The organism is Aerococcus sp. HMSC10H05 (assembly GCF_001806975.1).
Lineage (GTDB): Bacteria > Bacillota > Bacilli > Lactobacillales > Aerococcaceae > Aerococcus > Aerococcus viridans_B.
On sequence record NZ_KV786961.1, the window covers coordinates 33,677 to 57,036 of the forward strand.

Annotated in this window: 24 protein-coding genes and 1 pseudogene; 17 read left to right on the forward strand and 8 right to left on the reverse strand. The window is 35.8% G+C overall.

Annotated features, from left to right (window positions below):
- Nucleotides 1-12 precede the first annotated feature (12 nt).
- The gene (locus HMPREF3116_RS02245) at nucleotides 13-534 is read right to left on the reverse strand and encodes a GNAT family N-acetyltransferase (RefSeq protein ID WP_070467453.1); all 522 of its coding nucleotides are present in this window, start codon (nucleotides 532-534) and stop codon (nucleotides 13-15) included.
- 390 nt (nucleotides 535-924) lie between these two features.
- On the opposite strand from HMPREF3116_RS02245, the gene HMPREF3116_RS02250 reads away from it, so the two are divergent.
- From HMPREF3116_RS02250 to HMPREF3116_RS02270, 5 genes are all read left to right on the forward strand, one after another.
- Nucleotides 925-2,271 carry an ABC transporter substrate-binding protein gene (locus tag HMPREF3116_RS02250; protein WP_070467454.1) on the forward strand — a complete coding sequence of 449 codons (1,347 nt, stop codon included), beginning with the start codon at nucleotides 925-927 and terminating at the stop codon, nucleotides 2,269-2,271.
- Between the two features lie 213 nt (nucleotides 2,272-2,484).
- A complete protein-coding gene (locus tag HMPREF3116_RS02255; protein WP_083272726.1) occupies nucleotides 2,485-3,378 on the forward strand; it encodes a carbohydrate ABC transporter permease in 894 nt (297 codons plus the stop codon).
- A complete protein-coding gene (locus HMPREF3116_RS02260; RefSeq protein ID WP_070467456.1) occupies nucleotides 3,378-4,265 on the forward strand; it encodes a carbohydrate ABC transporter permease in 888 nt (295 codons plus the stop codon). The genes HMPREF3116_RS02255 and HMPREF3116_RS02260 overlap by 1 nt, the downstream gene beginning before the upstream one ends.
- Before the next feature lie 12 nt (nucleotides 4,266-4,277).
- Nucleotides 4,278-5,402: an ABC transporter ATP-binding protein gene (locus HMPREF3116_RS02265; protein ID WP_070467458.1), complete on the forward strand. Its 1,125-nt coding sequence runs from the start codon at nucleotides 4,278-4,280 to the stop codon at nucleotides 5,400-5,402.
- 12 nt (nucleotides 5,403-5,414) lie between these two features.
- Nucleotides 5,415-6,152: a glycerophosphodiester phosphodiesterase family protein gene (locus HMPREF3116_RS02270; RefSeq protein ID WP_070467460.1), complete on the forward strand. Its 738-nt coding sequence runs from the start codon at nucleotides 5,415-5,417 to the stop codon at nucleotides 6,150-6,152.
- 74 nt (nucleotides 6,153-6,226) lie between these two features.
- On the opposite strand, the pseudogene HMPREF3116_RS02275 reads toward HMPREF3116_RS02270, so the two are convergent.
- Nucleotides 6,227-7,202, reverse strand: a pseudogene (locus HMPREF3116_RS02275) (Gfo/Idh/MocA family protein).
- Between the two features lie 27 nt (nucleotides 7,203-7,229).
- Entirely contained in the window at nucleotides 7,230-8,243 is a 1,014-nt protein-coding gene (locus HMPREF3116_RS02280; protein ID WP_070467462.1) for a Gfo/Idh/MocA family oxidoreductase, read from the reverse strand.
- 213 nt (nucleotides 8,244-8,456) lie between these two features.
- On the opposite strand from HMPREF3116_RS02280, the gene HMPREF3116_RS02285 reads away from it, so the two are divergent.
- Genes HMPREF3116_RS02285 through HMPREF3116_RS02300 form a run of 4 tightly spaced genes read left to right on the forward strand, consistent with a single transcriptional unit; the run spans nucleotide 8,457 to nucleotide 11,301 of the window.
- Entirely contained in the window at nucleotides 8,457-9,320 is an 864-nt protein-coding gene (locus HMPREF3116_RS02285) for a MurR/RpiR family transcriptional regulator (RefSeq protein WP_070467463.1), read from the forward strand.
- Complete coding sequence (locus tag HMPREF3116_RS02290) at nucleotides 9,313-10,260, forward strand: Gfo/Idh/MocA family protein (RefSeq protein WP_070467465.1); 948 nt, start codon at nucleotides 9,313-9,315, stop codon at nucleotides 10,258-10,260. Before HMPREF3116_RS02285 ends, HMPREF3116_RS02290 begins: the two co-directional genes overlap by 8 nt.
- 29 nt (nucleotides 10,261-10,289) lie before the next feature.
- On the forward strand, nucleotides 10,290-10,508 hold the full coding sequence (locus HMPREF3116_RS02295; protein ID WP_070467467.1) for a heme-binding protein: 219 nt from the start codon (nucleotides 10,290-10,292) through the stop codon (nucleotides 10,506-10,508).
- A gap of 16 nt (nucleotides 10,509-10,524) precedes the next feature.
- On the forward strand, nucleotides 10,525-11,301 hold the full coding sequence (locus HMPREF3116_RS02300; protein WP_070467469.1) for a Cof-type HAD-IIB family hydrolase: 777 nt from the start codon (nucleotides 10,525-10,527) through the stop codon (nucleotides 11,299-11,301).
- Nucleotides 11,302-11,568: 267 nt separating this feature from the next.
- On the opposite strand, the gene HMPREF3116_RS02305 is transcribed toward HMPREF3116_RS02300, so the two are convergent.
- A complete protein-coding gene (locus tag HMPREF3116_RS02305; RefSeq protein WP_070467471.1) occupies nucleotides 11,569-12,378 on the reverse strand; it encodes a Cof-type HAD-IIB family hydrolase in 810 nt (269 codons plus the stop codon).
- A 159-nt stretch (nucleotides 12,379-12,537) separates the two neighbouring features.
- On the opposite strand from HMPREF3116_RS02305, the gene HMPREF3116_RS02310 reads away from it, so the two are divergent.
- Nucleotides 12,538-12,930 (forward strand): YccF domain-containing protein, encoded by a 393-nt coding sequence (locus HMPREF3116_RS02310; RefSeq protein ID WP_070467473.1) that lies wholly within the window; start codon nucleotides 12,538-12,540, stop codon nucleotides 12,928-12,930.
- Between the two features lie 198 nt (nucleotides 12,931-13,128).
- Here the strand turns inward: HMPREF3116_RS02310 and ybaK are convergent, their stop codons facing one another.
- The gene (ybaK, locus tag HMPREF3116_RS02315; protein ID WP_070467475.1) at nucleotides 13,129-13,611 is read right to left on the reverse strand and encodes a Cys-tRNA(Pro) deacylase; all 483 of its coding nucleotides are present in this window, start codon (nucleotides 13,609-13,611) and stop codon (nucleotides 13,129-13,131) included.
- Between the two features lie 226 nt (nucleotides 13,612-13,837).
- Between ybaK and HMPREF3116_RS02320 the strand changes: the two genes are divergently transcribed.
- Nucleotides 13,838-15,307: an amino acid ABC transporter substrate-binding protein/permease gene (locus HMPREF3116_RS02320; RefSeq protein ID WP_210382470.1), complete on the forward strand. Its 1,470-nt coding sequence runs from the start codon at nucleotides 13,838-13,840 to the stop codon at nucleotides 15,305-15,307.
- Nucleotides 15,308-15,382: 75 nt separating this feature from the next.
- Here the strand turns inward: HMPREF3116_RS02320 and HMPREF3116_RS02325 are convergent, their stop codons facing one another.
- Nucleotides 15,383-16,342 (reverse strand): 2-hydroxyacid dehydrogenase, encoded by a 960-nt coding sequence (locus HMPREF3116_RS02325; protein ID WP_070467479.1) that lies wholly within the window; start codon nucleotides 16,340-16,342, stop codon nucleotides 15,383-15,385.
- A gap of 128 nt (nucleotides 16,343-16,470) precedes the next feature.
- Here HMPREF3116_RS02325 and HMPREF3116_RS02330 point away from each other — a divergent pair, with 128 nt between their 5' ends.
- Nucleotides 16,471-16,746 (forward strand): DUF503 domain-containing protein, encoded by a 276-nt coding sequence (locus HMPREF3116_RS02330; RefSeq protein WP_070467481.1) that lies wholly within the window; start codon nucleotides 16,471-16,473, stop codon nucleotides 16,744-16,746.
- A 4-nt stretch (nucleotides 16,747-16,750) separates the two neighbouring features.
- On the opposite strand, the gene HMPREF3116_RS02335 is transcribed toward HMPREF3116_RS02330, so the two are convergent.
- Nucleotides 16,751-17,194, reverse strand: a complete 444-nt coding sequence (locus tag HMPREF3116_RS02335; RefSeq protein ID WP_070467482.1) for a YaiI/YqxD family protein — start codon at nucleotides 17,192-17,194, stop codon at nucleotides 16,751-16,753.
- Nucleotides 17,195-17,290: 96 nt separating this feature from the next.
- Here HMPREF3116_RS02335 and HMPREF3116_RS02340 point away from each other — a divergent pair, with 96 nt between their 5' ends.
- The gene (locus tag HMPREF3116_RS02340; RefSeq protein WP_070467484.1) at nucleotides 17,291-18,235 is read left to right on the forward strand and encodes an exonuclease domain-containing protein; all 945 of its coding nucleotides are present in this window, start codon (nucleotides 17,291-17,293) and stop codon (nucleotides 18,233-18,235) included.
- Nucleotides 18,236-18,355: 120 nt separating this feature from the next.
- Here the strand turns inward: HMPREF3116_RS02340 and HMPREF3116_RS02345 are convergent, their stop codons facing one another.
- Entirely contained in the window at nucleotides 18,356-18,913 is a 558-nt protein-coding gene (locus HMPREF3116_RS02345) for a hypothetical protein (RefSeq protein ID WP_070467485.1), read from the reverse strand.
- 130 nt (nucleotides 18,914-19,043) lie between these two features.
- Between HMPREF3116_RS02345 and tsaA the strand changes: the two genes are divergently transcribed.
- The 4 genes from tsaA to HMPREF3116_RS02365 all read left to right on the forward strand — a co-directional run bounded on the left by tsaA (nucleotide 19,044) and on the right by HMPREF3116_RS02365 (nucleotide 23,121).
- Nucleotides 19,044-19,724 carry a tRNA (N6-threonylcarbamoyladenosine(37)-N6)-methyltransferase TrmO gene (gene tsaA / locus HMPREF3116_RS02350; RefSeq protein WP_070467487.1) on the forward strand — a complete coding sequence of 227 codons (681 nt, stop codon included), beginning with the start codon at nucleotides 19,044-19,046 and terminating at the stop codon, nucleotides 19,722-19,724.
- A gap of 13 nt (nucleotides 19,725-19,737) precedes the next feature.
- Nucleotides 19,738-20,631, forward strand: a complete 894-nt coding sequence (locus tag HMPREF3116_RS02355) for a fumarylacetoacetate hydrolase family protein (RefSeq protein WP_070467489.1) — start codon at nucleotides 19,738-19,740, stop codon at nucleotides 20,629-20,631.
- 136 nt (nucleotides 20,632-20,767) lie between these two features.
- Nucleotides 20,768-21,310, forward strand: a complete 543-nt coding sequence (locus tag HMPREF3116_RS02360; protein WP_070467490.1) for a LemA family protein — start codon at nucleotides 20,768-20,770, stop codon at nucleotides 21,308-21,310.
- Nucleotides 21,304-23,121, forward strand: coding sequence for a DUF2207 family protein (locus tag HMPREF3116_RS02365; protein ID WP_070467492.1), 1,818 nt, complete (start codon nucleotides 21,304-21,306; stop codon nucleotides 23,119-23,121). Before HMPREF3116_RS02360 ends, HMPREF3116_RS02365 begins: the two co-directional genes overlap by 7 nt.
- The last annotated feature ends 239 nt before the right edge of the window (nucleotides 23,122-23,360 follow it).

Genomic DNA, 23,360 nt, shown 5'->3' on the forward strand with positions numbered 1-23,360 from the left:
TTTTATATATCTTTATAATAAATATATATCTTTATAATAAATCAAGTCTAGTTGCTCGTCATCTCCCATAAAGAAAGCATGTTGGCCAATATGGTGAAAGCCCATTTTGCTATAAAAGTGAAGGGCGCGTTGATTATGTTCCCATACACCTAACCAAATACCAGCCACACCTAGATTACGTGCAATTTCTTCGGCAGCTTGGATCAATTGTGTGCCATATCCGTGACGTAAAAAAGCTGTTCGTACATAAATTCTTTCCACTTCAAGGAGATTGTCGTTTATATACTCAGTCTGTGCATCATCTACATTCAATTTAAGATAACCCACAGTGTCATTATTAACCTTTAAAAAGTAGAATTGGCTGTTAGTAGTTTCTAATTCTGCTAATAATTTTCCACGATTATAGGCATCTTCTAAATAAATTCGCATATTTTCATCTGAATTAAAAGCACCAAACGTATCCGTATAAGTTTCAATAGAGACAGCTCTTAACTCATCGACATCGGCTAGGGTACATTGCTGTAATTGTGCCATAAATAACATCCTCCTGAATTATACATTTCTTTTATAGTAACCTAAATAGGCTTAAATATTAAAGCATAAATTTGGCTTAAACATCAGTCATTTGATCGTTTAAAAATGCGTATTTATGAATCAGATATGTAAAGATATCTAAACAATCTTTACATGAAATATACTTATTAAAGTAGGTAGAGCGATTTATCAGTCTTTATTTTGTGCGAGATAAAGAGCATTTACCGTTTTTTTAATATTTAAAAAGTCCAATAAGTGTAAATATTTTGAATTAAAGACTTTACTGATTATTTTCAAAAAAAATACATAAAATTGATTGGAAGTTAATATTGCTAGTTTAATATGAATAGCAGAGTTAAAAAAAGAAATTTTTGGGAGGAAATAACAATAATGAAATTTAACAAGCGTATCATGCGTTTTGGTGTAGGCTTACTTTCCGCTACATTATTAGTTGCGTGTGGAAATGGTAGCACGAATTCTGAATCATCAAGTAGCTCAACAGGAGCCACTGAAGGGCAAACTGAATTGGTATTTTGGCATGGTATGGGTGGTTCGACTGGAGAAGCATTACAAACAATTGTAGATGAATATAATGCTTCACAAGACGATGTATTCGTGAATGCTCAGTACCAAGGTACCTATGATGAAACTTTAACGAAGTTACGTTCCTCTGCTTCTGACTCTGATGTTGGAGCTGACTTAGTTCAGGTATTTGAACAGGGAATGACTTTCATGATTGATTCAGATTTAACAGTACCCGTACAAGACTATGTAGATGAGTCAGATTTTGAGTTAGCAGATCTAGAAGAAAATTTACTAGCTTACTATACGAAAGATGATACCTTATATTCCATGCCTTTTAATTCATCTACCCCTTTAATGTACTACAATGCGGATATTTTTGAGCAAGCTGGTATTGACCAAGCACCAACAACATTTGAAGAAATCATTGATATCGCGCCAAAATTAACTGAAGCAGGCGTTGAGATGCCAATGTCACTAACTATCTATGGCTGGTACCTTGAACAATTTATCAATAAAACTGAAGAAGATATGTATAACAATGGCAACGGCCGAGATGGTGCACCTACAGCAGTTACTTTTGACCAGAACGGTAGCATGTTATGGGCTTTAGAAACTTGGAAAAAAGCACAAGATGAAGACGTAGCACCTAATGTTGGGCGTACGGGTGGTCAAGCTGAGTTTGTTTCTGGACAATCTGCTATCACTTTAGCTTCAACAGCAACATTACGCCAGATCCTAACTGAAGTTGATGGACGCTTTGAAGTTGGCACCGCTTATTTCCCAGCATTATCTTCTGAAGATCAGGGAGGTGTATCTATTGGTGGAGCGTCTCTATGGATGATTGATTCAGAAGATGAAGCTAAAAAGGATGCAACATGGGACTTCATACAGTACCTAGTATCACCAGAAGTTCAAGCACAATGGAATGCTGATACAGGATACTTTCCAGTCAACAAAACTGCACAGGAAGAACAAGTATTTAAGGACAATTTAGCAGAATTTCCACAATTCCAAACGGCTATCGATCAGTTACATGATGCTACATCTGAAGATCAAGGTGCCTTATCAGGTGTAAATCAAGAAGCACGTATGTACTTTGAAGCTGAATTAGAACGGCTGTTAAACGATGAGATCACAGCAGAAGAGGCTGTACAAAATATGGCTAATCAAACAAACGCAGCGATAGAAAACTACAATGCAACAAATCAATAAAACTCGGTCTGTATACAAGGTATAAAAAGTGCATCTAATGCGCATTTTACTGGTAGTGTTTTGGAGTACTGATATTTTTGAAACCTTATCAGCTCTAAATGATATACGGATACCAATGTGCCAGAAGGCATTCAACAGTATCACTATTGTTAGTTATGCTGTCAGGCTGGGATACTTTTTCCCAGCCTTGTTTATTTTGAAAGGAGTATTATTTTGGAACGTACTGACGAAATGATCATCATTAATTCAAAGAAAAATTTATGGGGAAGCATCCAACCTTATATCTATTTATTACCAGCCTTACTTGTTTTATCCATCTTTATGTTTTGGCCGTTTATTCAAACGATATTTCGTTCATTATATCTAACGGATTCGTTTGGGCAAATGTCGCTTTTCTTAGGGTTCAGGAACTATACAGAATTATTTGCAAGTAAATCATTTTGGCATTCTATGTTGGTATCATTTCAATTTGTATTAATCGTTGTATTATTTGGCGTGACAGTTGGTTTAATAGCAGCAATTTTGTGTCAAAGATCATTTCCAGGGATTAGGTTTTTCTCTACTTCTTACGCAATGCCTATGGCTATTGCATCAGCGGGTATGGCTATGATTTTTCAAGTGATGCTAAATCCTACTGTGGGCATTATCAATAAAATATTAGGTATCAATCAAAACTTATTAACTCATCCTACCTGGTCATTAGTGGTTGTAGGGATTTTAACAGGTTGGTTGAATTCTGGTATGAACTTTTTATATTTTTCTTCAGGATTGGCCAGTATCGATGATGCATTATATGAGAGTGCTTCTATAGATGGAGCGAATAGTCTTCAAAAGTTTTTAAATATTACGATTCCTTCGTTAGGACCAACTTTCTTTTTTGTCATTGTGACGAATGTGATCAATGCTTTTCAAGGTTTCGGTCAAATCAATATTCTAACTAAAGGTGGACCTGGAGAAACTACAAATGTAATTGATTACGATATCTATAAGAATGCCTTTATGAATTATCGTTATGGATTCGCATCTGCAGAATCTGTAGTGCTATTCGTGATAATTATGATATTAACAATTATTATGTTCATCATTCGGGGAAGGAGTAATAAATAATGGCTATGCATCAAGTTAAACCAATTTTTGTCACTCATCAACATAAGCAAGATCAAAAATATGTGCTACAACAAGGATTTCAGCGAGTGGGTATTATTGCCTTAAATATCTTCATGTGGCTTTTCATGATGTTTCCTTTAATTTACGCATTATTAATGGCTTTGAAGCCATCAGCAGAATTATATGATCCAAATTCGATTTTATTTCCACAAAACCCAACACTAACGAATTTTGTAGAAGTTTTTGATATCGCACCATTAGGTCGTTATATTATCAACTCAATCATTGTGGCTACATCGGTGACTGTATTACAGATTTTAACTTCATTATTAGCAGGATTTGCCTTTAGGTTTATACAGTTTAAAGGAAGTAAACTAGTATATGCACTTATTCTTTCGACCATGATGGTACCTGGTGAAGCTGTGATTATCTCTCAATTCTTAATGGTTTCTGGTTGGGGTTTAAATGACTCAATTATTGTATTGATTCTTCCTTTTATGGCATCTGCCTTCAATATCTTCTTATGTACACAGGCATTACAGCACTTTCCTTATGAAATATATGAAGCTGCAAAAATGGATGGCTGTAGGGACTTACGTTTTGTATTTGAAATAATGTTCCCATTATTAAGGCCGACGCTAGGTTCAATGGCTGTGCAATCTTTCTTGGCAGGTTGGAATATGTATATGTGGCCATTATTGGTGACGAATAATGATAATGCTAGAACTGTCCAGATTGGGATTTCTATGTTAAATAGCGTTGACTCACAATCCTTAGTACTAATGATTGCGGGCGTCATCATCTCAATGATGCCAAGTTTAGTTATTTTTATCATCGGTTCGAAGAATATGGTTAAAGGACTAACTGCGGGTGCAGTGAAAGGATAGTAGGAGGATAAAATGGCAAAAGTTCAATTAAATAAGGTGGGTAAAATATATGAAGATGGTTTTAAAGCCATCCATAATATTGATTTAGATATTGAAGATAAAGAATTCATCGTTTTTGTAGGACCATCAGGATGTGGTAAATCAACAACTTTACGTATGATTGCCGGTTTAGAGACGATTTCTGAAGGGGAATTGCGTATTGGTGATGATGTAATGAATAATGTGCCGGCTAAGGATCGTGATATTGCAATGGTCTTTCAGTCATACGCTTTATATCCACATATGAATGTTCGAGATAATATCGCTTTTGCAATGAAGATGGCAGGAGTTCCTAAGAGAGAACGATATGCAAAAGTGGAAGCAGTAGCAAAACCACTTCAATTAACTGAATATTTAGATAAAAAACCTGGTGCGCTTTCTGGTGGCCAACGGCAACGCGTTGCTTTAGGTCGAGCAATGGTTCGCAATCCCAAAGTATTTCTATTAGATGAACCTTTATCCAATCTAGATGCAAAGTTACGCGTTTCAATGCGTTCCGAAATTGTTGAATTACATCGTCAATTACAAACAACTTTTATTTATGTAACCCACGACCAAACGGAGGCCATGACTATGGGTACTCGTATAGCTGTTTTAAACGAGGGAAATGTTGAACAATTCGACACACCGGAAAATTTATATAACAATCCTATTAATCGTTTTGTCGCAGAATTCATAGGTAGCCCACAAATGAATCTTATTAACGGTCGATTAGTGAAAACAGTAAATGGTAATGCAATAGAGACTGGTGAAGACATATTCCCTCTAACACAAGAGATGCAAGATAATATTTTAGTAGAAGCAACCGGTCAAGAAATTCAGATTGGTTTAAGACCAGAGCACTTCGAATATAAGAATGATCGTTTAGATAACCAAACAATTTTAGTACAAACGAAAAATGTTGAGCAAGTTGGTGCAGATACATTTGTAAACTTTGACTTTCATTCTTCTGAGCGAGAAATGACGGCACGTCTAAGTCCAGCTAGAAGGGTACCGACGCATGCGAATGTATATCTACAATTTGATTTGAGCAAAGCTTATTTATTTGATAAAACATCTGGCCATTCAATTTTAAACCGTCGTTACCACGAAGCATAAGGAGTGAACTATATGACTGGTGTCATTGCCCACCGAGGATATTCTAAACTATTCCCTGAAAATACTATGCTAGCGTTTCAAGAAGCAAACGCCTTTGACATCGCTGGTATTGAACTAGATGTGCAATTAACAAAAGATGGACAAGTGGTGATTTGTCATGATGAAACGATAGATAGGACATCTAATGGTAAAGGTTTTATCAAAGACTTAACTTTGACAGAATTAAAAGCATTTTCCTTTTATGGCGCCTTTGAACATCAATTTGCAAAAAATGAGCACATCCAAATACCTACATTAGAAGAATTTTTTCAGTGGTTTAAACCGCTAGATATTATGGTGAATATCGAGTTAAAGACCAACATACTGCGCTATGATGGTCTAGTAGAAAAAGTCAACGATCTAATTCAAGATTATAAACTTACTGATCGGGTGGTTTTGTCTTCATTCCAACATCACACTATGAATATGGCTAAAAGTATAAATACAGACTTAAAAACTGGCTTACTAACGATGAATGGTACCCTTAAACCCGGTGATTATACAGCTCATCACGGACATGATTATTATCATCCATTCTTTATGTCCTTGGAACCAGAAGATATCGGAAATTTAATGGATAATAATATTGGTATTAATACTTATACCGTAAATAAGGCAGAGGATATTCAAAAAATGATTCATACTGGTGTAACGAATGTGATTACAGATGATGTTGCTTTAGCGGTTGAATTAGTAAACAAATCAAAATAACCCTCAAATATAAAAGCTTATGGACAATATATCTCTGTCCATAAGCTTTTATCATATGCCAGTTTAATGATATTCTATCCTAGACGTAGATTAGCCGAAGCTAATGCTTGATCAATAACCCCCATAACGGCTTTTGAATGCGCTAAATTTTCCTTTACACGGTTCATATCACGCTGGCGAATTATATCTTCAAACGCGACAAATTCTTCATACATACGGTGATGATGAATTCGTTTGTCGGTCGTTGTATAATCTTTACCACGTATAGCTAAGTCATAACTGGCTAATATATTTGTTGGCCCGTTAATAATCAGCGCACCGTTTCGGCCTTGGATAGTAGATTTTATAGGCGCATCTGTATCTTTTGACCCAATACAAACTGCTTTAAATTGGTCAAAATCCATGACTAACATACCTGATGTATCTATCCCACGATCAATATTAGCGAAATACATGACAGATTTTGGTGCACCAAATAACCCAACTAATAAATGAATGTTATAAATATTAATATCCATTAATGCACCACCAGCTTTTTTAGGATCAAAGGCAGGTAACACATCACCTTCCATAAAGGCATCATAGCGACTTGAATATTGTGAATAGTTTGCTTCAACGATTTTGATATCACCAAGTTTTTCTAGATCAGCTTTTAAGGCCGCAAAGTTATGAAGATGTTGGTTAGTGATCGCTTCTACTAATACTAAATTCTTTTCTAGAGCAATCGCTTCTAATTCTTCAAGTTCAGCCAAGTTCAAGGTGAAGGGTTTTTCACAAATAACATGTTTATCTGCTTCAAGCGCTTTTTTTGGCAAATATATAGTGTAAATGATTTGGCAAAGCAACGTACACTGTATCTATATCGCTAGCCAGTAATGCCTCAATATCTGTATAAACATATTTAATTCCATGATCATCTGCCATCGCTTGGTTTTTCTCTAAAGATCTTTCAGATGATAAAAGTGCATTTAATTCTATTGTTGGGATGTCGTGTACCATTGATAGGAAATCGACAACAATCTTTCCAGCACCTAATATGCCTAACTTCATCATTTTATCCTTTCTAGTAGTCAAAAACTAATGTAAATCTAATTGTCCATCTTCCATAATTTGCATGACTAATAGCGTTTCTTCATCCTTAACCACTTTTTCTTTTCCATTGATAATTGTTTCGTATATATCACGATATACTTGACGGTAGTCGCCAACTTCAGACACGACTGCTTCTCTATGATAAACGCCATTGTCATCAAGATAGGTTAAAGTACCGTAATGTTCAGGTAAATCTTCCCCAAATCCTGGTTCATCAGGTGTATAGTTTAACTTTAAATGTTCTTCTTGACGGTCTTTAGTTTGTTTAATAAAGACACCTTTTTTACCATAAATTGCAAAAGAGGGTCTAGGCGCTAACCGCATTAATGAACCAGCAACTGCCACCTTTAAATTTCCATAATTTAAATCAAAGTCGAAATAATCATTCAATTTACCTTCACCAAGAATTTGACGCGTATCAAAATGCACATCGTCAGGCATGCCAAAGTAGGATATTGCTTGGTCAAGAGAATGCGAACCAAGGCCGTAAGTATAGGAATCAATTAAATTGTAAGTAGCGTTTTCAGAAAATTCTGGATTGTAGCGGTCGTAATGGATTTCTATATCGATTAAGTCACCTAAAACACCTGATTCAATCACTTTTTGGGTAGTTAAGAAATCTGAATCATAGCGACGATTTTGATAACATTGGATGAATAAATCTTTTTCTTTGGCAAGATCAAAAAGTTCTTGAGCTTGGGCACGTGTTTCAGCAAAGGGTTTCTCTACTAAGACATTTTTTCCTGCTTCAAGGGTTTGTTTTGCTAAATCATAGTGGCTAGCGCTAGGGGTAGTGATGACAACCAGATTAATTGTTTCATCGTTATAGATTTCGTCCAAGTTATTGGTGTAATTAACGCCAGCGAGACTTGGCCAAGCACTTTTTCCAGATCGGGAATAAATTGTTTGGATATTTACAATTTCTGGTAACCGACTAGAGAAGGGTAAGTGATAACGGTTGGTTGATTTTCCATTTCCAATATAAGCGATATTCAGCATAAGCATGTCCTCCATAAATTGATTTGACTTAAATATAACGATAATCATCGAAAAATGATAGCGTTTTGTTCATTCTGGTAGTAATTGCCAATAAGTGGTTCGTTTAACCGATTCAATTGAACATTCTGACCAAAATATTTTCTGTTATACCAATTTGCTAGGAGATAGCGTACAATATAAAATGTAGAAACCCCTTTCAGAAAAGGTGACATAATGAATTTAGTTCAAGCACTCAAAAATGACCAACAATTTACACCAAACGAAAAACGAATTGCCGCATATATTTTAAACAATCCTTCAGTCAGTAGCCAGTTTAATTTAACTGACTTAGCAACAAAAACGTATACTTCACATTCAGCAATTGTACGTTTCACCCAAAAAATTGGCTATGAGGGATTCCGAGATTTTAGGAATGCCCTTATTGCATATGCTCAACAAGATCGGTTTAAGAATGAGCCGATTGATGCGAACTTTCCTTTTGAAGTTGAAGATACTACCCAAGATATTGCGGATAAAATGGCTAGTTTAACTAAACAAACAATTGAAGCCATGCAAAGCAATATTGACCATAAAGCTTTTGAAGCCACTGTAGACACCTTGATGGTAGCTCAGCGAATATTTATATTTGCTAAAGGAGACACGCAAATTTCTGCCCGTTCTTTTCAAAATAAGCTGGTTAAATTAGGAATATTTATTGTAATAGCAGAAGAATACGCTGATGAAGCGTGGGTGGCCTCCAATATTTCAGTAAATGATTGTGCTATTTTTACTTCCTACCGGGGAGATTCTGCAAAGTATCGAGCATTTATTCGTATATTAAAGGCAGAGAAAATACCAACAATACTGATATCTTCCCTAGATGCCAAAGTTTTATCAGGAATGACTGATCACTGGTTAACTACCATTGACTTAGAACGGTCAGATGCTTTAAAAATTGGTACATTCTCTTCGCAAATTGCGATTGAATATATTTTTAATGTTTTGTATGCCATGATTTATATGACGAACTACCATGAATATAACGAACAAATTGCTAAGAAGTTTACACGCATTTCGAAAGGAGCATTAGATGATTAACTGGGGTATTATCGGTGCTGGAAATATTGCGAACCGTTTTGCAGATAGTCTTAAAGAGGTAGCAGATGGCAATCTGTATGCAGTTTCCAATAGAACGATTGAGAAAGCACAAAGTTTTCAAATTAATCATCCATGTGAAAAGGCTTATGGATCATACCAAGAATTACTAGATGATGATCAAGTAGATGCTGTTTATATTGCACTACCCCATAAATATCATTTTGAGTGGATCTTAAAGGCTATCGAAGCTGATAAAGCTATTCTTTGTGAGAAACCCGCAACAATGAACCAACTAGAAGCAGAAGATATTCAGAAAGCATTGCTTAACAAACCTGTTTTCTTTATGGAAGCTATGAAAAGTCGTTTTACAACAGCGTACGAAACAATTAAAACCATAGTTGCTGCTGGGGAGATTGGTGAAATTAAAGCTATCAAAACCTCTTTGTGTAGAGCTTTTGACCCAGTAAATGCATCTTACCACTTCCAACCAGGACAAGGTGGTTGTCTATTAGATATGGGTGTTTATAATGTTGCTTTACTAGAAGACTTTTTACCAGGTCAATTTGTTTTGAAGGAAATGGATTATCTCCTCCATAAGGATCAAGTAGAAATATATGTGAATGCCGTATTTGATGTAGATGGGAAGGAAGCCACTGTTGAATCCGGATTTGACCGATTAACTGAAGCAAAAGCGGTCATTACAGGAACGAAAGGGGAAATTGTGATTTATGATTTCCACCGCCCAACCAAATTTGATTTACGAATAGGAGATCATGTAACTAGTATTGAAAAAGCCAATGTGGTCGATGACTTTTATGGTGAAATTACCCATGTCCAGGAAAATATACAGTCAGGCAAATTTGAGAGTGACCGGATGCCGGTATCAGATACCATCAAAGTTGCAGCTATCATCGATCAAATGAAAGCAGAAATATTTTAATATTTAATGGGATCATTTCGAGGTAGTGAATGAATACTATCCCCTATGTTTGGTATAATAGACAGGAACATAGCGCTTATAGTAATTGGCTAGATGATCCAACTTTCGGTATTGCGGGTGGGAGCTTTCTACTTATTGTGAACCATGAGTTAAAAGGAGCAGTAACTGTTTCAGGTCTTGCTCAAGAGGATGATCATGCTATAGTCGTTGAAGCGCTAAGGAATGTTAAAGTAAAATTTAACTTATAATACAGGAGGCTCTTCTATGAAGATTGAACGAGTGGCATTTTTTGATATCGACGGTACCTTATTTGATTCGAGCAAGTATCATTTACCTATTGAACAGCAAGTGCCCGATTCAACATACTTAGCCATTGAAAAGTTAAAAGCAAATAATGTACTGCCCATTATTGCAACTGGTCGATGGAAGAATCGTATGCAGGACTTAGGGGATTTGTTAAATATTGACTCATTTATCACTTCAAACGGTCAAGCCGTCCATATTGAAAATGACCTTGTCTATCAAAATTATATCGACCAAGCATTAGTTGAGCGTACTATTGATGAAATGCGTTTTCGTGATGTTCCAGGATTTTTTGATACCAAGAAGGGCTTACACTTATTACCTAACGTTGTGCATGCCAGAGATTATGGTGAACCATTTAAGATAGTGCCTGATACCGAATATCCAGAGCATGTCTTACAAATGCTTGTGACAACGGAAAATATTCGTATCGTTAGTGACTGGTTGACTGAATTAAAAGTGGTGCAAACCGCTCCAAGCCATTTAGATATTTATCCATTTGATGTATCAAAAGCTAATGGAATCGATAAGGTCCTAGATGTGTTGAACCTAGATATCTCACAAACCTATGCATTTGGCGATGCGGATAATGATCTAGAAATGTTAGCCAAAGTCGGCACTTCAGTTGCCATGGGTAACGGGACGGATAATGTGAAGAAGACGGCTGATATCATTACTTCTGAAGTTTGGAACGATGGAATTTACAAAGCCTGCGAACAATTAGGTTTGTTTGATTAATTTTTGAAGAAGGGCAATCACCAGTTTGCTAGGAACTCTTGGAATAGAGAGGATAACTCGCTTAGTGGAGATTGTTCTTTTTTGTGACTAAAATGGTTCAGATTGCTCTTTATTTGAAGTCCCCACATTCAAAAGAAGTGCTAAAATTTTATAAAAAATTAGCTTTGACCGTAAAAGCATTCATTTTTCACTTAGTTGAATAAGAAAAAAACAATAAAAATCCCCGAGGAAAATGATCATCATACAATTAACCTCGGGGTATTTAGCTTATAAATTACCATCTAAAAGATCTTGGATAACCTTAGATACACCTAAGTCATTATTTGAAGGTGCAATAAAGTTGGCTTGTTCTTTAATATCGTCATGAGCGTTTTCCATAGCGTAAGAATATTTAACGGCTGTCAACATTTCAATATCATTGTAATTGTCACCAAAGGCCATCATTTGATCGGTAGAAATATTTAGTAAATTGCTCAATTGATACATGGCTTGACCCTTATCGATACGCTTATTCATGATATCAATCCATTCTTTACCGGAAACAGTGGCAGAAAACCGCTGATTAAGTGCTGGACCATAAATAGCTGAGTATTGGTCAACTGCGTCATTATTCGGTGTATAGACTGTAAATTTGTTGACTACAGCATCTACTGATGCAAAGTCATCATAATAATAAATATTGGTATAGAAAGTACGGTAAACTTCGTCATATTGGTCATGTGCTTTTGGGATATAGGCTGCATCTAAGGCACATAGAATAGGAATTCCCGCTGCTGTTTCTTGTTCTAGGGTAAAGGCCATTAATTTGCGATAGTCATCTTGCTGGATAATTGAATTGAAGAGTTGCTCTTGTTGCTTTGTAATCGCTGCACCATTATCGGAAACAAAAATTAAATGGTCTTCGATATGACTGAACATATCTACTAAAGTATATAAAGGACGGCCAGATGCAATGGCGACTTGTATCCCTTGTTCTTTTAGTGCCAATACTTGGTCGGTAAAGTTTTCAGGGATTTGCCCTTTATCATTTAATAGTGTGTGGTCCATATCAATAGCAATTAATTTGATGTCTGTCATGAAAATCCTCCATACGGTATTTGTTTACTAGATGGCTCTATAGCGCTTACAATTATTAGTTCTTGCAAGTTACATCGTTAGTCTGAGGGCCAGTAAACTCTTTTATGCTATTATTATAACCATAAACTACTGAAAACGAAAATGAAAGGATGAATGCTAGTGGGCTGTTTAGGAAATATGATTTGGATGATCTTTGGGGGGCTTATTTCTGCTTTCTCTTGGTTCATCGTTGGCTGTTTATGGTGTATAACGATCGTAGGTATTCCAATAGGAAAACAATGTTTTAAAATGGCCAAATTATCACTGATGCCATTTGGGAAAGATGTCGTTCGAGAAGCCAGTGGTTTTGGTAGTTTCTTATTAAATATTCTATGGATAATTTTTGGAGGCTTAGAGCTGGCCTTGATGCACTTAGTGACAGCAGGAATTTTAACCCTCACAATAATCGGTATACCATTCGCCAAACAACATTTTAAACTAGCTTTACTTTCCCTTGTTCCTTTTGGGGCGAGAGTCATACCATCAGATACAGTATATATGGATATTAGATAGAATGATGTGAAAAAATAAAAAACGAGAGGCTGGGACTAAAATATCTCAGTCTCTCTTTTCTATATAAAACGTTTATAATCGGGTTTCAAAAGTCAGCATTTTCCGACACTTCTCAAAATGCGCCAATAATATGTCATTATTGTTCGGCTTTTGGTCCAGTACGTCAATTCTAAACGACTTTAGTCTAACCTTCTAGTTTTACGCTAAAATATCAGCAAAATTTAATGATGCGATTACTTTATCTAGTTCGTTTACGGGTACTTCAACTAAAAAGCCACGTTTGCCAGCTGAAAAAATGATCGTATCAAAATTTTTGGCACTAGCATCAATAACAGTTGGAAATGCCTTTTTCATGCCAATAGGAGAACATCCACCATGAACGTAACCAGTTAGTGGCTCTAAGTCTTTTTGTGGAATCATGTGAATATTTTTTTCTTTAACAGCAGCAGCGGCTAATTTCAAGTCCAATTCATGGTTTACTGGTACTAAAAAAACATAATGATTTTTAGACTTACCATGTGTGACTAGGGTTTTAAATTGTTGATCAGGATTTATGCCTAGAATGTTGGCAATATCTTCACTTGATTGGGGCTGAAAATCTTCAGCTAAGGTCATCTCAGTGTAAGGAATTTTTTGTTGGTCTAGTTTTCGGATGACATTGGTCTTTTTTACTTTTGCCATATTTATACCTGTCTTTCTATTTATACTCTTCAAATATATTTTTACATATTATTGCTTAATTTGCGAAAAAAAAGAATGTAATGAAATGACCCTTCATTCATTTTGTATGTAAAAAAACCTAACATTTTACGTTATATTTTCTTTCCTTTTTTGAAATTTTCAATGTATACTTGTAACCATCGTGTGAAAGCATTAAAAACTTATGAAGAAAGAAGTGAAAGAGTTTATGATGAAGCATAAAAAGCTATCATTCACTGTATTTATGGTAAGTTTACTTACCTTATTATGCGCTATCTCTACTGAGAAAGTTGAAGCAACTGAGACAGGTAGTGGAGATACCTATATTATTGCAACTGATACAACTTTTGCACCATTTGAGTTTGTAGATGAAAATGGTGATTTTACTGGTATCGATGTAGAATTACTAGATGCAATTGCTGCTAACCAGGGTTTTAACTATGAATTAAAATCACTTGGTTTTGATGCTGCCGTTCAAGCGGTCGAGTCTCAACAAGCAGATGCGGTTATCGCAGGGATGTCAATTACTGAGGAACGGCAACAAACCTTTGATTTTTCAGACCCATATTTTGATTCAGGCACAACATTCGCTGTACTAGAAGGCTCAGATATTGAATCATATGATGATTTACAAGGAGAAAATGTAGCTGTTAAAACCGGAACACAAGGTGCAACGATTGCACAATCAATGGCAGATGAATATGGCTTTACTGTAACAACTTTTGATGATTCTTCTAATATGTACCAGGATGTGGTTACCGGAAACTCAGCGGCTGCAGTAGAAGATTATCCTGTGATGGCCTATGCTATTAATTCAGGTGGATTAAACCTAAAAATTATCGGTGACCAATTAGAGCCAGTTTCATACGGTTTCGCTGTTTTAGCAGGTCAAAATCCAGAATTACTACAAATGTTTAATGATGGATTAGCAGCTATTAAGGCGTCTGGTGAATATGATGAAATCATTAGCAACTATCTAGGAGATGAAGAAGGCGGATCAGCTGGCAATGCTAATGGATTCTTCACTCAATTAAGTCATAATTTTCCTGCCTTGTTATCTGGTTTAGGGACTACAGTATACTTAGCGATTGTATCACTAGTAATTGCAACCATTTTAGGTATTTTCCTAGGTTTAATGCGTACCAGTGGAAATGGGGTACTTTCAGCTATTGCGACCGTTTATATTGATATTATGCGTGGTTTACCGCTAATCGTGATGTCATTCTTTATCTACTTTGGTATTCCACAAATGTTTAACGTAACTGTTTCAAGTAACTTAGCAGGGATCTTGACATTATCACTGAATGCTGCAGCTTACATGGGTGAAATTGTTCGTGGAGGCATTCAAGCTATTGATGCTGGTCAAACTGAAGCAGCTAGAAGTCTAGGTTTAACGAATAGTCAAACAATGCGTCATATCATTTTGCCACAGGCTGTGAAAGTAATGGTACCATCATTTATTAATCAATTTGTGATTACCTTGAAAGATACATCAATTCTATCTGTAATTGGTATTGTAGAATTAACACAAACAGGTCGTATCATTATCGCCCGTACTTACCAATCAGGTAGTATGTGGTTAATTGTTGGTTTGATGTACATTGTGATTATCACGATTTTAACAAAACTTTCAAATTACATTGAAAAACGTTACGTAAATTCAAAATCAACACGCTAGGATAAAGAAAAATCCAGGAAGACTTTACAGTCTCTCCTGGATTTTTTGCATGTTGCTAAATCGATTAGCAATCATTTACGCTTCTTGTACAATATTTTTTGGATGACCTTCGATAAAGGCTCTAGTATTTTCAAAAGCAATTTCTGCTCTTAATGCCATTGCTTCGTCTGATAAGAACCCAACATGTGGTGTCAAAATAGCGTTTTTAGCAGTTAACAATCGGTAGTCTGCAGGTAAAGGTGGTTCACCATCAAATACATCAATACCAGCACCTGCTATTTTGCCTTTGTTTAATAAGTCTGTTAAAGCTGCATTATCAATAATCGGGCCACGGGCAACATTTATGATTACTGCACTTTCTTTCATTAAGCTTAATTTTTCTTTGTTTAATAAATGTTTCGTTTCACCATTTAATGGTAGGTGGACTGATACAATATCTGATTGGCTTAATAATTCATCAAGATCGACTAATTCAATACCTAAGTCTTTGGCTTCTTGTTTCTCTGAACGGTTGTAACCGATAATTTTTGCACCAAAAGCTTTAAATAACTTTGCGGTTTCTAAACCAATGTGGCCAGTACCTACAATCCCAACAGTTTTTCCGTTAATCTCACGCCCTTGGAATGGACCTTGGAAATCAACCTTACGGATATCGTTATTTCCTGTAGAAATTGCGCGGAATAAATCTAAGGTTAAACCTAGCGCTAATTCAGCAACAGCAGTTGTTGCATAGCCTGATGCGTTCGCAATGGCGATACCTTTGTCTTTGCATGCCTTACTGTCAACATGGTCAAAACCAGTAAAAGCCACATTAATGAATTTTGTTTTCTCTAGTTTTTCAATTACTTTAGCAGGAAAAGGATTGTTAGCAATCATCACAATATCTGCATCCTTAGAGCGCTCGTATAGTTCGTTAGGGTCTGTCGTTTTTTCAGGATAATAAGTAAATTGATGCCCATCGTCAATTAACGGTTGTGCGAGTTCGTGAATTCGTGATTCCGGCACACGCAATGGTTCTAATAAAGCAATTTTCATCGTATCTTCCTTTCTTACTTAAAGTATACAATCGATAGATACTTTCACTATAAGGTATAAAGTATTTTATTTCAATCAGTTGACACCCTATCATTTTATGAGATGATTTAAAAAGGTAGGTGATTGACGTGATTTTATTAGGTTTGGAAATTAAATTTATGTTTGCTAGCGACTCACTAAAGGATAAACGGAGAATTTTACAAAGCATGATGAAAAAAGTCTCAGCTAAGTATGGTGTAACAGTAGCTGAAACAGGTGATTATGATCTAATAAATCAAGCAAAACTTGGGATAGGCATTGTTTCTAATTCTTACAGTTTTGCGGAGAAGATGTTAAATAAAGCTGTAGATTTTTGTGAAGAGCATTATCCCATTGAAGTCATCGCACAGGATTGGTATGAATAAGACATTAAATCTGTTCTTGGATAATATTTTCTAAAACTTGTTTAAAATGTACTCTATCCTCATCAGTAAAGGGTTTAGGACCCTTAGTCCGTACTTTAGCTTTCCGCAGTTGCTGACTCTCGTAGCGTTGCTGGAGTAATCGGTCGATATTCATCTTGCTATAAACCATTCCTGAATGGTGAATAACTATGGCTTTTGTTAACGCTAGAGATGCTAATCCATAATCTTGTGTGATTAAGATATCGCCAGAAGATATGAGGGAGATGATCTTAAAATCAGCAGCATCTTTACCACGATCAACATAAATTGTTTCAACATGACCTGCAGTAGGTTTTGTGGAGTAATGATCGATTGATGTGACCAAAATAACAGGTAATTGATATTGTTTGGCTATTTGAATGGCTTCTTGTTTGGTAGGACTACCATCTCCGTCAATAAAAATTTTCATGAAAATTTTCCTTTCTATCAATTAACGAATGGATAAAATAAACGTATAATATAATGTAATCAAAAGAATAGCAGTGTTTAATAAGGAAGTGGCACTATGACCTACAATAGAAATTCAAGTCAAAAAAGACCGTATATGGGAAAATCAATCATTGGTTTTCCAAAAGATTACGTGATGATTGATATTGAAACAACTGGATTAAAACCGAATAATGATGAAATCATAGAATTATCAGCAATTCGTATTCGTGACCACCAAATAACGCAGACATTTTCAACACTTGTTCAACCAAACCAGCCAATTTCAGCTTTTATTACCAATTTAACCGGTATAACGAATGATATGGTCATGACAGCGCCCAAAATTATTCAAGCATTGCCAGAATTTTTAGGTTTTCTAGAGGAAGATATTATTTTAGGCTATAACGTAAAATTTGACCTAAGTTTTATTTATGATACGGCAGTTAGTTTGTATAATGCCCCTATAAGGAATGACTATCTTGACGTGTTGACCATTGCAAGAAAATTAGTGACGGGTACACCTAATCATAAGTTGGGGACAATGGCAAAATTTTATGGTATCTCTTATCAAGGGGCTCACCGTGGTTTGAACGATTGCTTTATTACAGTGGCAGTTTATAATCAGCTTTTTCATCAAGCTAAGAAAGTTTACCAAAGTGAGCAAGATTTCAAAAATGCTTTTTATCGCCGATCTTATCCAAAGAAGATTAAAGTTGAAGATTTAAAAGCAGAAACATCTAACTTTAATCCTATGCATCCCTTATTTAATAAAACGATCATTTTTTTCGGTGACCTAGAGAATATGTCGCGTGAAGAAGCCATGCAAAGCGCTTTAAATAAAGGCGCAATATTAGGAAAATCGGTTACCTTAAAAACAGATTACTTAATCGTTGCACAATCTGACTTAAATCAACAAAAAAAGACAAGTAAATTTAAAAAAGCTGAAGAATACGCTAACCGTGGTGAAAAAATTAAAATTATTTCAGAAAAAATATTTAAACAACTACTGGAAATGTCCTAGTATTAGTCACTATGCTAGTAGGTGTTTATTGCTTTATCCTATAGACAGATATATATTTGGATAATTTATTGCAAGTAAAGAAGCTGTGAGTGGTTTGTCACAGTCTAATCTACTATAGGATTAGCCTTTGGGGCCGTGCCGTTGAATAATATCATGGTGTTTTTCAACTAGTTTGTGACCACGTTCAGTAGTTTGATAAGCAATCATAGGCATTTGTGGTGCTAAATCATCTTCACTAATTTCATTTTGGACAAATTTAATTAAAGCATCTTTCTTCATTGATGAGTAACCGGAAAGTCCGGCATTCTTTAGGATTCTCTTCAATGTGCCCGCATTGACCAAGTATAGTGTTTCTTTGGCTGACATTTGGTAAGCTAGGCCAGCTTCAATAAGGACATCTAATTCAGCTAGTGCATTAATACCATAGCTATACTCAAAGTAGCGTGGGATAGCCGATTCAGTTGAGAAGGTACCTAGGTCAAGTCGCCATAATAGAATAATATGTCCAGGAAGCAACCCTTCATCAGTACGTTGCATATTTCTTTTTGGGACAAGATTTTCCTTTTGGACAGCTAACTTATCTATAAAGGTATCAAAATCGCGATTTGGATTGATATAGGGCATTTCAGAATAGTGAGTGTGAGTATAGCGTTTTTTAACTGTATCTATGTTGGCCATAAATTTCTCCTTTAGTTTTGTTTACATTTTAACTTAGTATAGTTTCTAGGAGAAATTTAAACAAGTTTATGTAAGCAAAATAGTAAATAATCGTATAATAATTAGTGGGTTAGTGTACGGGAGGAATTATATGAAAATTGAACCAATCGGTTGGATTGAAAATGCCTTTATTGAAAAATTTGGTATTCCCAGACAAAGTATGGTAGTGCCTGAAGTAAAGGGAACAATTTACTTTTATCCACCTTTCAACCAAGAAGCTTATTTTAAAGGTATTGAAGCATTTGATTATTTATGGCTAGTTTGGCATTTTTCTGAACAAAAAGGACGTACCCATAAGGCAACAGTTAGGCCACCACGGTTGGGTGGAAACCAGAGAGTGGGGGTTTTTGCATCAAGGTCACCGTATCGACCTAATCCAATCGGGCTGTCTTCTGTGAAACTAGAAAAAGTCCATGTAGATGAAAGTGGTAAGGTCTCATTAGAGGTATCAGGTATCGATTTACGCCACAATACGCCTATATTGGATATCAAACCATATATTAAGACAGATATTCATGAAGGCGCTAGATCTGGTTTTATGGATGAGGTGGCCTGGCAACCGCTAAAGGTAGAAATAGCAGATGAGGTTTCGTCTGTGATACCAACTGATCTGGTTGAACAATTGCTTGCTGTTTTAGTCGAAGATCCAAGACCGAGAACTCAAGTGGATACTGATAAAGTATACGGCATGCGATTTGATGCATATGATATACATTTTACCGTAAAAAGTGGTATTTTAAGAGTGGTAAGTATAATCAAAGTAGATAGATAATAGGAGGATAACTATGAAATTTCTTCAATATTATAAAGCAAATTCAGATAATATTCATGTGGGTATTGAGAGTGAATTTGGCATTATAGATCTTTCGGAAGCTAGTGAGACTCTAGGAATCCCTGTCCCAAATCAAATGAAGGCAATTATTCAAGGGTCACATGAGGACCATATTCAACAAATCCTTGATTATTATACACACCATGCACACGAGGTTTCTTTCGTGGATGAATCTACTATTTCCTATGCACCAGTGGTTAATAATCCAGAGAAGATTATTTGTGTAGGTTTAAACTACCATGATCATGTCAGTGAATCGAGTATTTCAGATACCCCGGATGAGCCAGTACTATTTTCAAAATTTAACAATGCTTTAGCTAGTCATCAGCAAGTGATTCCTTTAAATTCACGAGGAGTGCAATTTGACTATGAAGGCGAATTAGCAGTGATTATCGGGAAAAAAGCCAAGAATGTGCCTAAAGATTCCGCATTAGATGCTGTCTTTGGCTACGCTGTTGCTAATGATGTATCTGTTCGTGACTTACAATTCAAATCCGGTCAATGGTTACTAGGTAAAAGCAATGATTTTTCAGCGCCCATTGGACCCTATTTAACTACTAAAGATCAGGTAGACGTTAACCGTCTTAATATTAAAACGTTTCGTAATGGGGAACTTGTACAATCGGCTAATACCCAACAAATGATTTTTAATGTGGCTGAAATTGTTTCGTATATTTCTGAATACATGACGTTACAAGCCGGAGATATTATCCTAACAGGCACCCCATCTGGTGTTGTACTAGGATATCCAAAAAATGCGCAAAATTGGCTAAAGACTGGTGATGAAATTACTGTTGAGATCGAACATCTTGGACGTTTAACCAATACCTTTGAGGTCGAAAAATAAATTGAAGTATAAAGGAGATGTAAATGCTGTTATAGTACTTTTAATCTCTTTTTTGTACAATAATGAATGATATTGCTTTATCGATAATGACATTTAAAGTATAATTAAAACATCAAAAGAAAAGGAGTTGGATATTATGGTGTGGATTGTTGTCATTGCGATAATTGTTTTATTAGTTATATGGGGGATTGGTGCCTATAATAACTTCGTACGTTCTAAAGAAATGGTTTCAAATGCCATGGCGCAAATTGCAGCACAAGTAGAATCTCGATGGGATGCCTTAACGAATTTAATTTCAGCAACAAAACAATATCAAACACATGAACACGATACATTAACTGAAATTGTAGCAGCACGTGCTAGTGTATCTCGAAACTCAACAGTTAGTGATGTAGAAAAAGATGATGCAGCCTTCAATCGTGCGTTACGTTCAATTGATGTTGTTGTGGAACAATATCCTAACCTAAAAGCATCAGAAGTTTATCAATCAACGATGAATTCAGTCAATACATATGAAAATAATGTACGTCAATCACGTATGGTCTTTAATGATACAGTTACTAAATACAATCGTTTAATTAAAACCTTCCCGAATTCTGTTATTGCTGGATTTACAGGATTTACAGCAGAAGAATATTTTGAAAATTCAGCAGAAAAAGCGGAGATGCCACAATGGTAAAAACACATCAAAAAGCTATTGGATTTATCTTAGCCTTTGGTGCGTTGTTTTTATTTTGGGTAATGCCCCAATCAGTATTAGCAAATGAAATTAATGCAATTGATGTAGAGGTGACTTTACAATCGGATGGTTCAGCATTAATTCATGAAACTTGGGATATGAATACTGATGAAGGGACAGAGATTTATAAAGGTTTAAATCTTGAGGATATTCAGGATATTTCTAATTTTACTGTTTCAATGGATGGTCAGCCTTTAGAAGAACAATCATCTTGGGATATTGATGATAGTTTCGAACAAAAAGCAGGAACCTATGGGCAAAACACCAATGAATTGAATTGGGGTATTACTGAATATGGGAATCATACTTATGAGTTATCTTATGAAATTTCAAATTTTGTTACGCAAACTTCAACGGATCAAATGGTTTACTGGCAGTTCATTAACTCAGACCTATCCCCATCACCAGATGCTGTGTCTGTAGAAATTTCTTCAGAGATAGCTTCATTCAATTATGATGATAATCGTATCTGGGGATTTGGGTACAAAGGTAATATTGATATCACAAGTAACGGTGTCGTACATACAGCCTCTACTGAGTCTTTAGGTGCTAATAACTACGTTACTATCCTATTACGTATTCCAGATGGTATGTACCCAACTGACTTTATTATTGAAGACAGAACGTTTGATTCATTTGTAGAGCAGGCTTTTGAGGGTTCTTCATATAACTATGAGGACTATGATCCTAATGCCACTTACGAAGAAATCCAAGAGATGGATGGAGTGAATGAAGCGGATACTTCTATGGGCACAGATACAAAAGTAATCCTAGGTATATCTGCTTTAGCAGCAGCATGGGGACTTGGTGCTGGTGTCTGGAGTATTGGTCAATACGCGGCTAATCAACGAAAATATCGAAAATATTATCCAACGATGGCCACTATGGAAAGACGTACACAAGGTGAATATTACCGTCAGACGCCTAGTAAAGATATATTCCAACTATATAAAGTTTTAGAACAGTTAATTGATAATGAGAATGAATTACGCCAAAATTATATGACTGCTGGTATTTTATATCTGGTTAAAAATGGCTATATTACCGTCCGTGAAGAAGAAATTACTGGTTTCTTACGGTCTAAAGATCAAGCTGTTATATATATTCAGTCTGAGCAAGCACCAACTGGTCCTGTTGCACGATTATTTAAATTAATGCAAAAGGTCGCGCAAAAGGACGGACGTGTAGAACAAAAAGCCTTTTCTAAATATATCGAAAAAAACTATAAAAAAATTGAAGCTTATCAGTCAGCCCTGGATACCTACTCTTCAGATTATCTAGAAGACAACGGCTATACGCTTACGGGCTTAACAGCTAAGCCCCGTCGTGAAAAGACTGATTTAGATATTGCCCATGAAGTAGCGAAAGTAGCTTATACTGAAAAAGGTTTTGAATTACGAGACAATGTTGTAAAATTTAAAAACTATTTATTAGATTTCTCTTTACTAAATGAACGCCAAACTAACGAGGTAGCACTTTGGGATGAATTGATGATTTATGCCGGTGCATTTGGTATTGCAGATGAAGTAGAAGAAGAGTTTCGCAAGATCTATCCTGAATATGCAGAAATATCAACATACTCGGATGCACCATTCTTCTACTATGCTTACTATGGCTCAATGTTAAATCGTTCATATTCTGATGGACATAGCGCTGCAACAGCCTCGTCATCTTCTGGTGGCGGTGGTGGTACCAGCTTTGGTGGCGGCGGTGGTTCATTCGGTGGCGGTGGTGGCGGTGGTGTTCGCTAACTGAGCCTACTAAATTTAAATAAACATTGTGTTGGAAGTTGAGATAAAAGTAGCTGGGAATTGACGTACTTGGCCAAAAGCCGAACAATAATGAAATGTTATTGGTGCATTTTAAGAAATATCGGACAATGCTAACTTTTAAAATCTGATTATAAACGTTATTATATAGCAAAAGAGGCTGAGATATTTTTTCTCAGCCTCTTTTTATTTGGCTCTTCGTCAAATCGGACTGATGAGAA

Excerpts from the sequence above, each read along its gene's own strand:
- HMPREF3116_RS02340 (WP_070467484.1), top strand. The coding sequence starts at position 17,291 with ATGACCTACAATAGAAATTCAAGTCAAAAAAGACCGTATATGGGAAAA.
- HMPREF3116_RS02335 (WP_070467482.1), bottom strand. The coding sequence starts at position 17,194 with ATGAAAATTTTTATTGACGGAGATGGTAGTCCTACCAAACAAGAAGCC.
- HMPREF3116_RS02355 (WP_070467489.1), top strand. The coding sequence starts at position 19,738 with ATGAAATTTCTTCAATATTATAAAGCAAATTCAGATAATATTCATGTG.
- HMPREF3116_RS02360 (WP_070467490.1), top strand. The coding sequence starts at position 20,768 with ATGGTGTGGATTGTTGTCATTGCGATAATTGTTTTATTAGTTATATGG.
- ybaK (WP_070467475.1), bottom strand. The coding sequence starts at position 13,611 with ATGGCAAAAGTAAAAAAGACCAATGTCATCCGAAAACTAGACCAACAA.
- HMPREF3116_RS02320 (WP_210382470.1), top strand. The coding sequence starts at position 13,838 with ATGATGAAGCATAAAAAGCTATCATTCACTGTATTTATGGTAAGTTTA.
- HMPREF3116_RS02245 (WP_070467453.1), bottom strand. The coding sequence starts at position 534 with ATGGCACAATTACAGCAATGTACCCTAGCCGATGTCGATGAGTTAAGA.
- HMPREF3116_RS02280 (WP_070467462.1), bottom strand. The coding sequence starts at position 8,243 with ATGCTGAATATCGCTTATATTGGAAATGGAAAATCAACCAACCGTTAT.
- HMPREF3116_RS02325 (WP_070467479.1), bottom strand. The coding sequence starts at position 16,342 with ATGAAAATTGCTTTATTAGAACCATTGCGTGTGCCGGAATCACGAATT.
- tsaA (WP_070467487.1), top strand. The coding sequence starts at position 19,044 with ATGAAAATTGAACCAATCGGTTGGATTGAAAATGCCTTTATTGAAAAA.
- HMPREF3116_RS02250 (WP_070467454.1), top strand. The coding sequence starts at position 925 with ATGAAATTTAACAAGCGTATCATGCGTTTTGGTGTAGGCTTACTTTCC.
- HMPREF3116_RS02270 (WP_070467460.1), top strand. The coding sequence starts at position 5,415 with ATGACTGGTGTCATTGCCCACCGAGGATATTCTAAACTATTCCCTGAA.
- HMPREF3116_RS02265 (WP_070467458.1), top strand. The coding sequence starts at position 4,278 with ATGGCAAAAGTTCAATTAAATAAGGTGGGTAAAATATATGAAGATGGT.
- HMPREF3116_RS02285 (WP_070467463.1), top strand. The coding sequence starts at position 8,457 with ATGAATTTAGTTCAAGCACTCAAAAATGACCAACAATTTACACCAAAC.
- HMPREF3116_RS02365 (WP_070467492.1), top strand. The coding sequence starts at position 21,304 with ATGGTAAAAACACATCAAAAAGCTATTGGATTTATCTTAGCCTTTGGT.
- HMPREF3116_RS02260 (WP_070467456.1), top strand. The coding sequence starts at position 3,378 with ATGGCTATGCATCAAGTTAAACCAATTTTTGTCACTCATCAACATAAG.
- HMPREF3116_RS02345 (WP_070467485.1), bottom strand. The coding sequence starts at position 18,913 with ATGGCCAACATAGATACAGTTAAAAAACGCTATACTCACACTCACTAT.
- HMPREF3116_RS02295 (WP_070467467.1), top strand. The coding sequence starts at position 10,290 with ATGAATACTATCCCCTATGTTTGGTATAATAGACAGGAACATAGCGCT.
- HMPREF3116_RS02300 (WP_070467469.1), top strand. The coding sequence starts at position 10,525 with ATGAAGATTGAACGAGTGGCATTTTTTGATATCGACGGTACCTTATTT.
- HMPREF3116_RS02290 (WP_070467465.1), top strand. The coding sequence starts at position 9,313 with ATGATTAACTGGGGTATTATCGGTGCTGGAAATATTGCGAACCGTTTT.
- HMPREF3116_RS02305 (WP_070467471.1), bottom strand. The coding sequence starts at position 12,378 with ATGACAGACATCAAATTAATTGCTATTGATATGGACCACACACTATTA.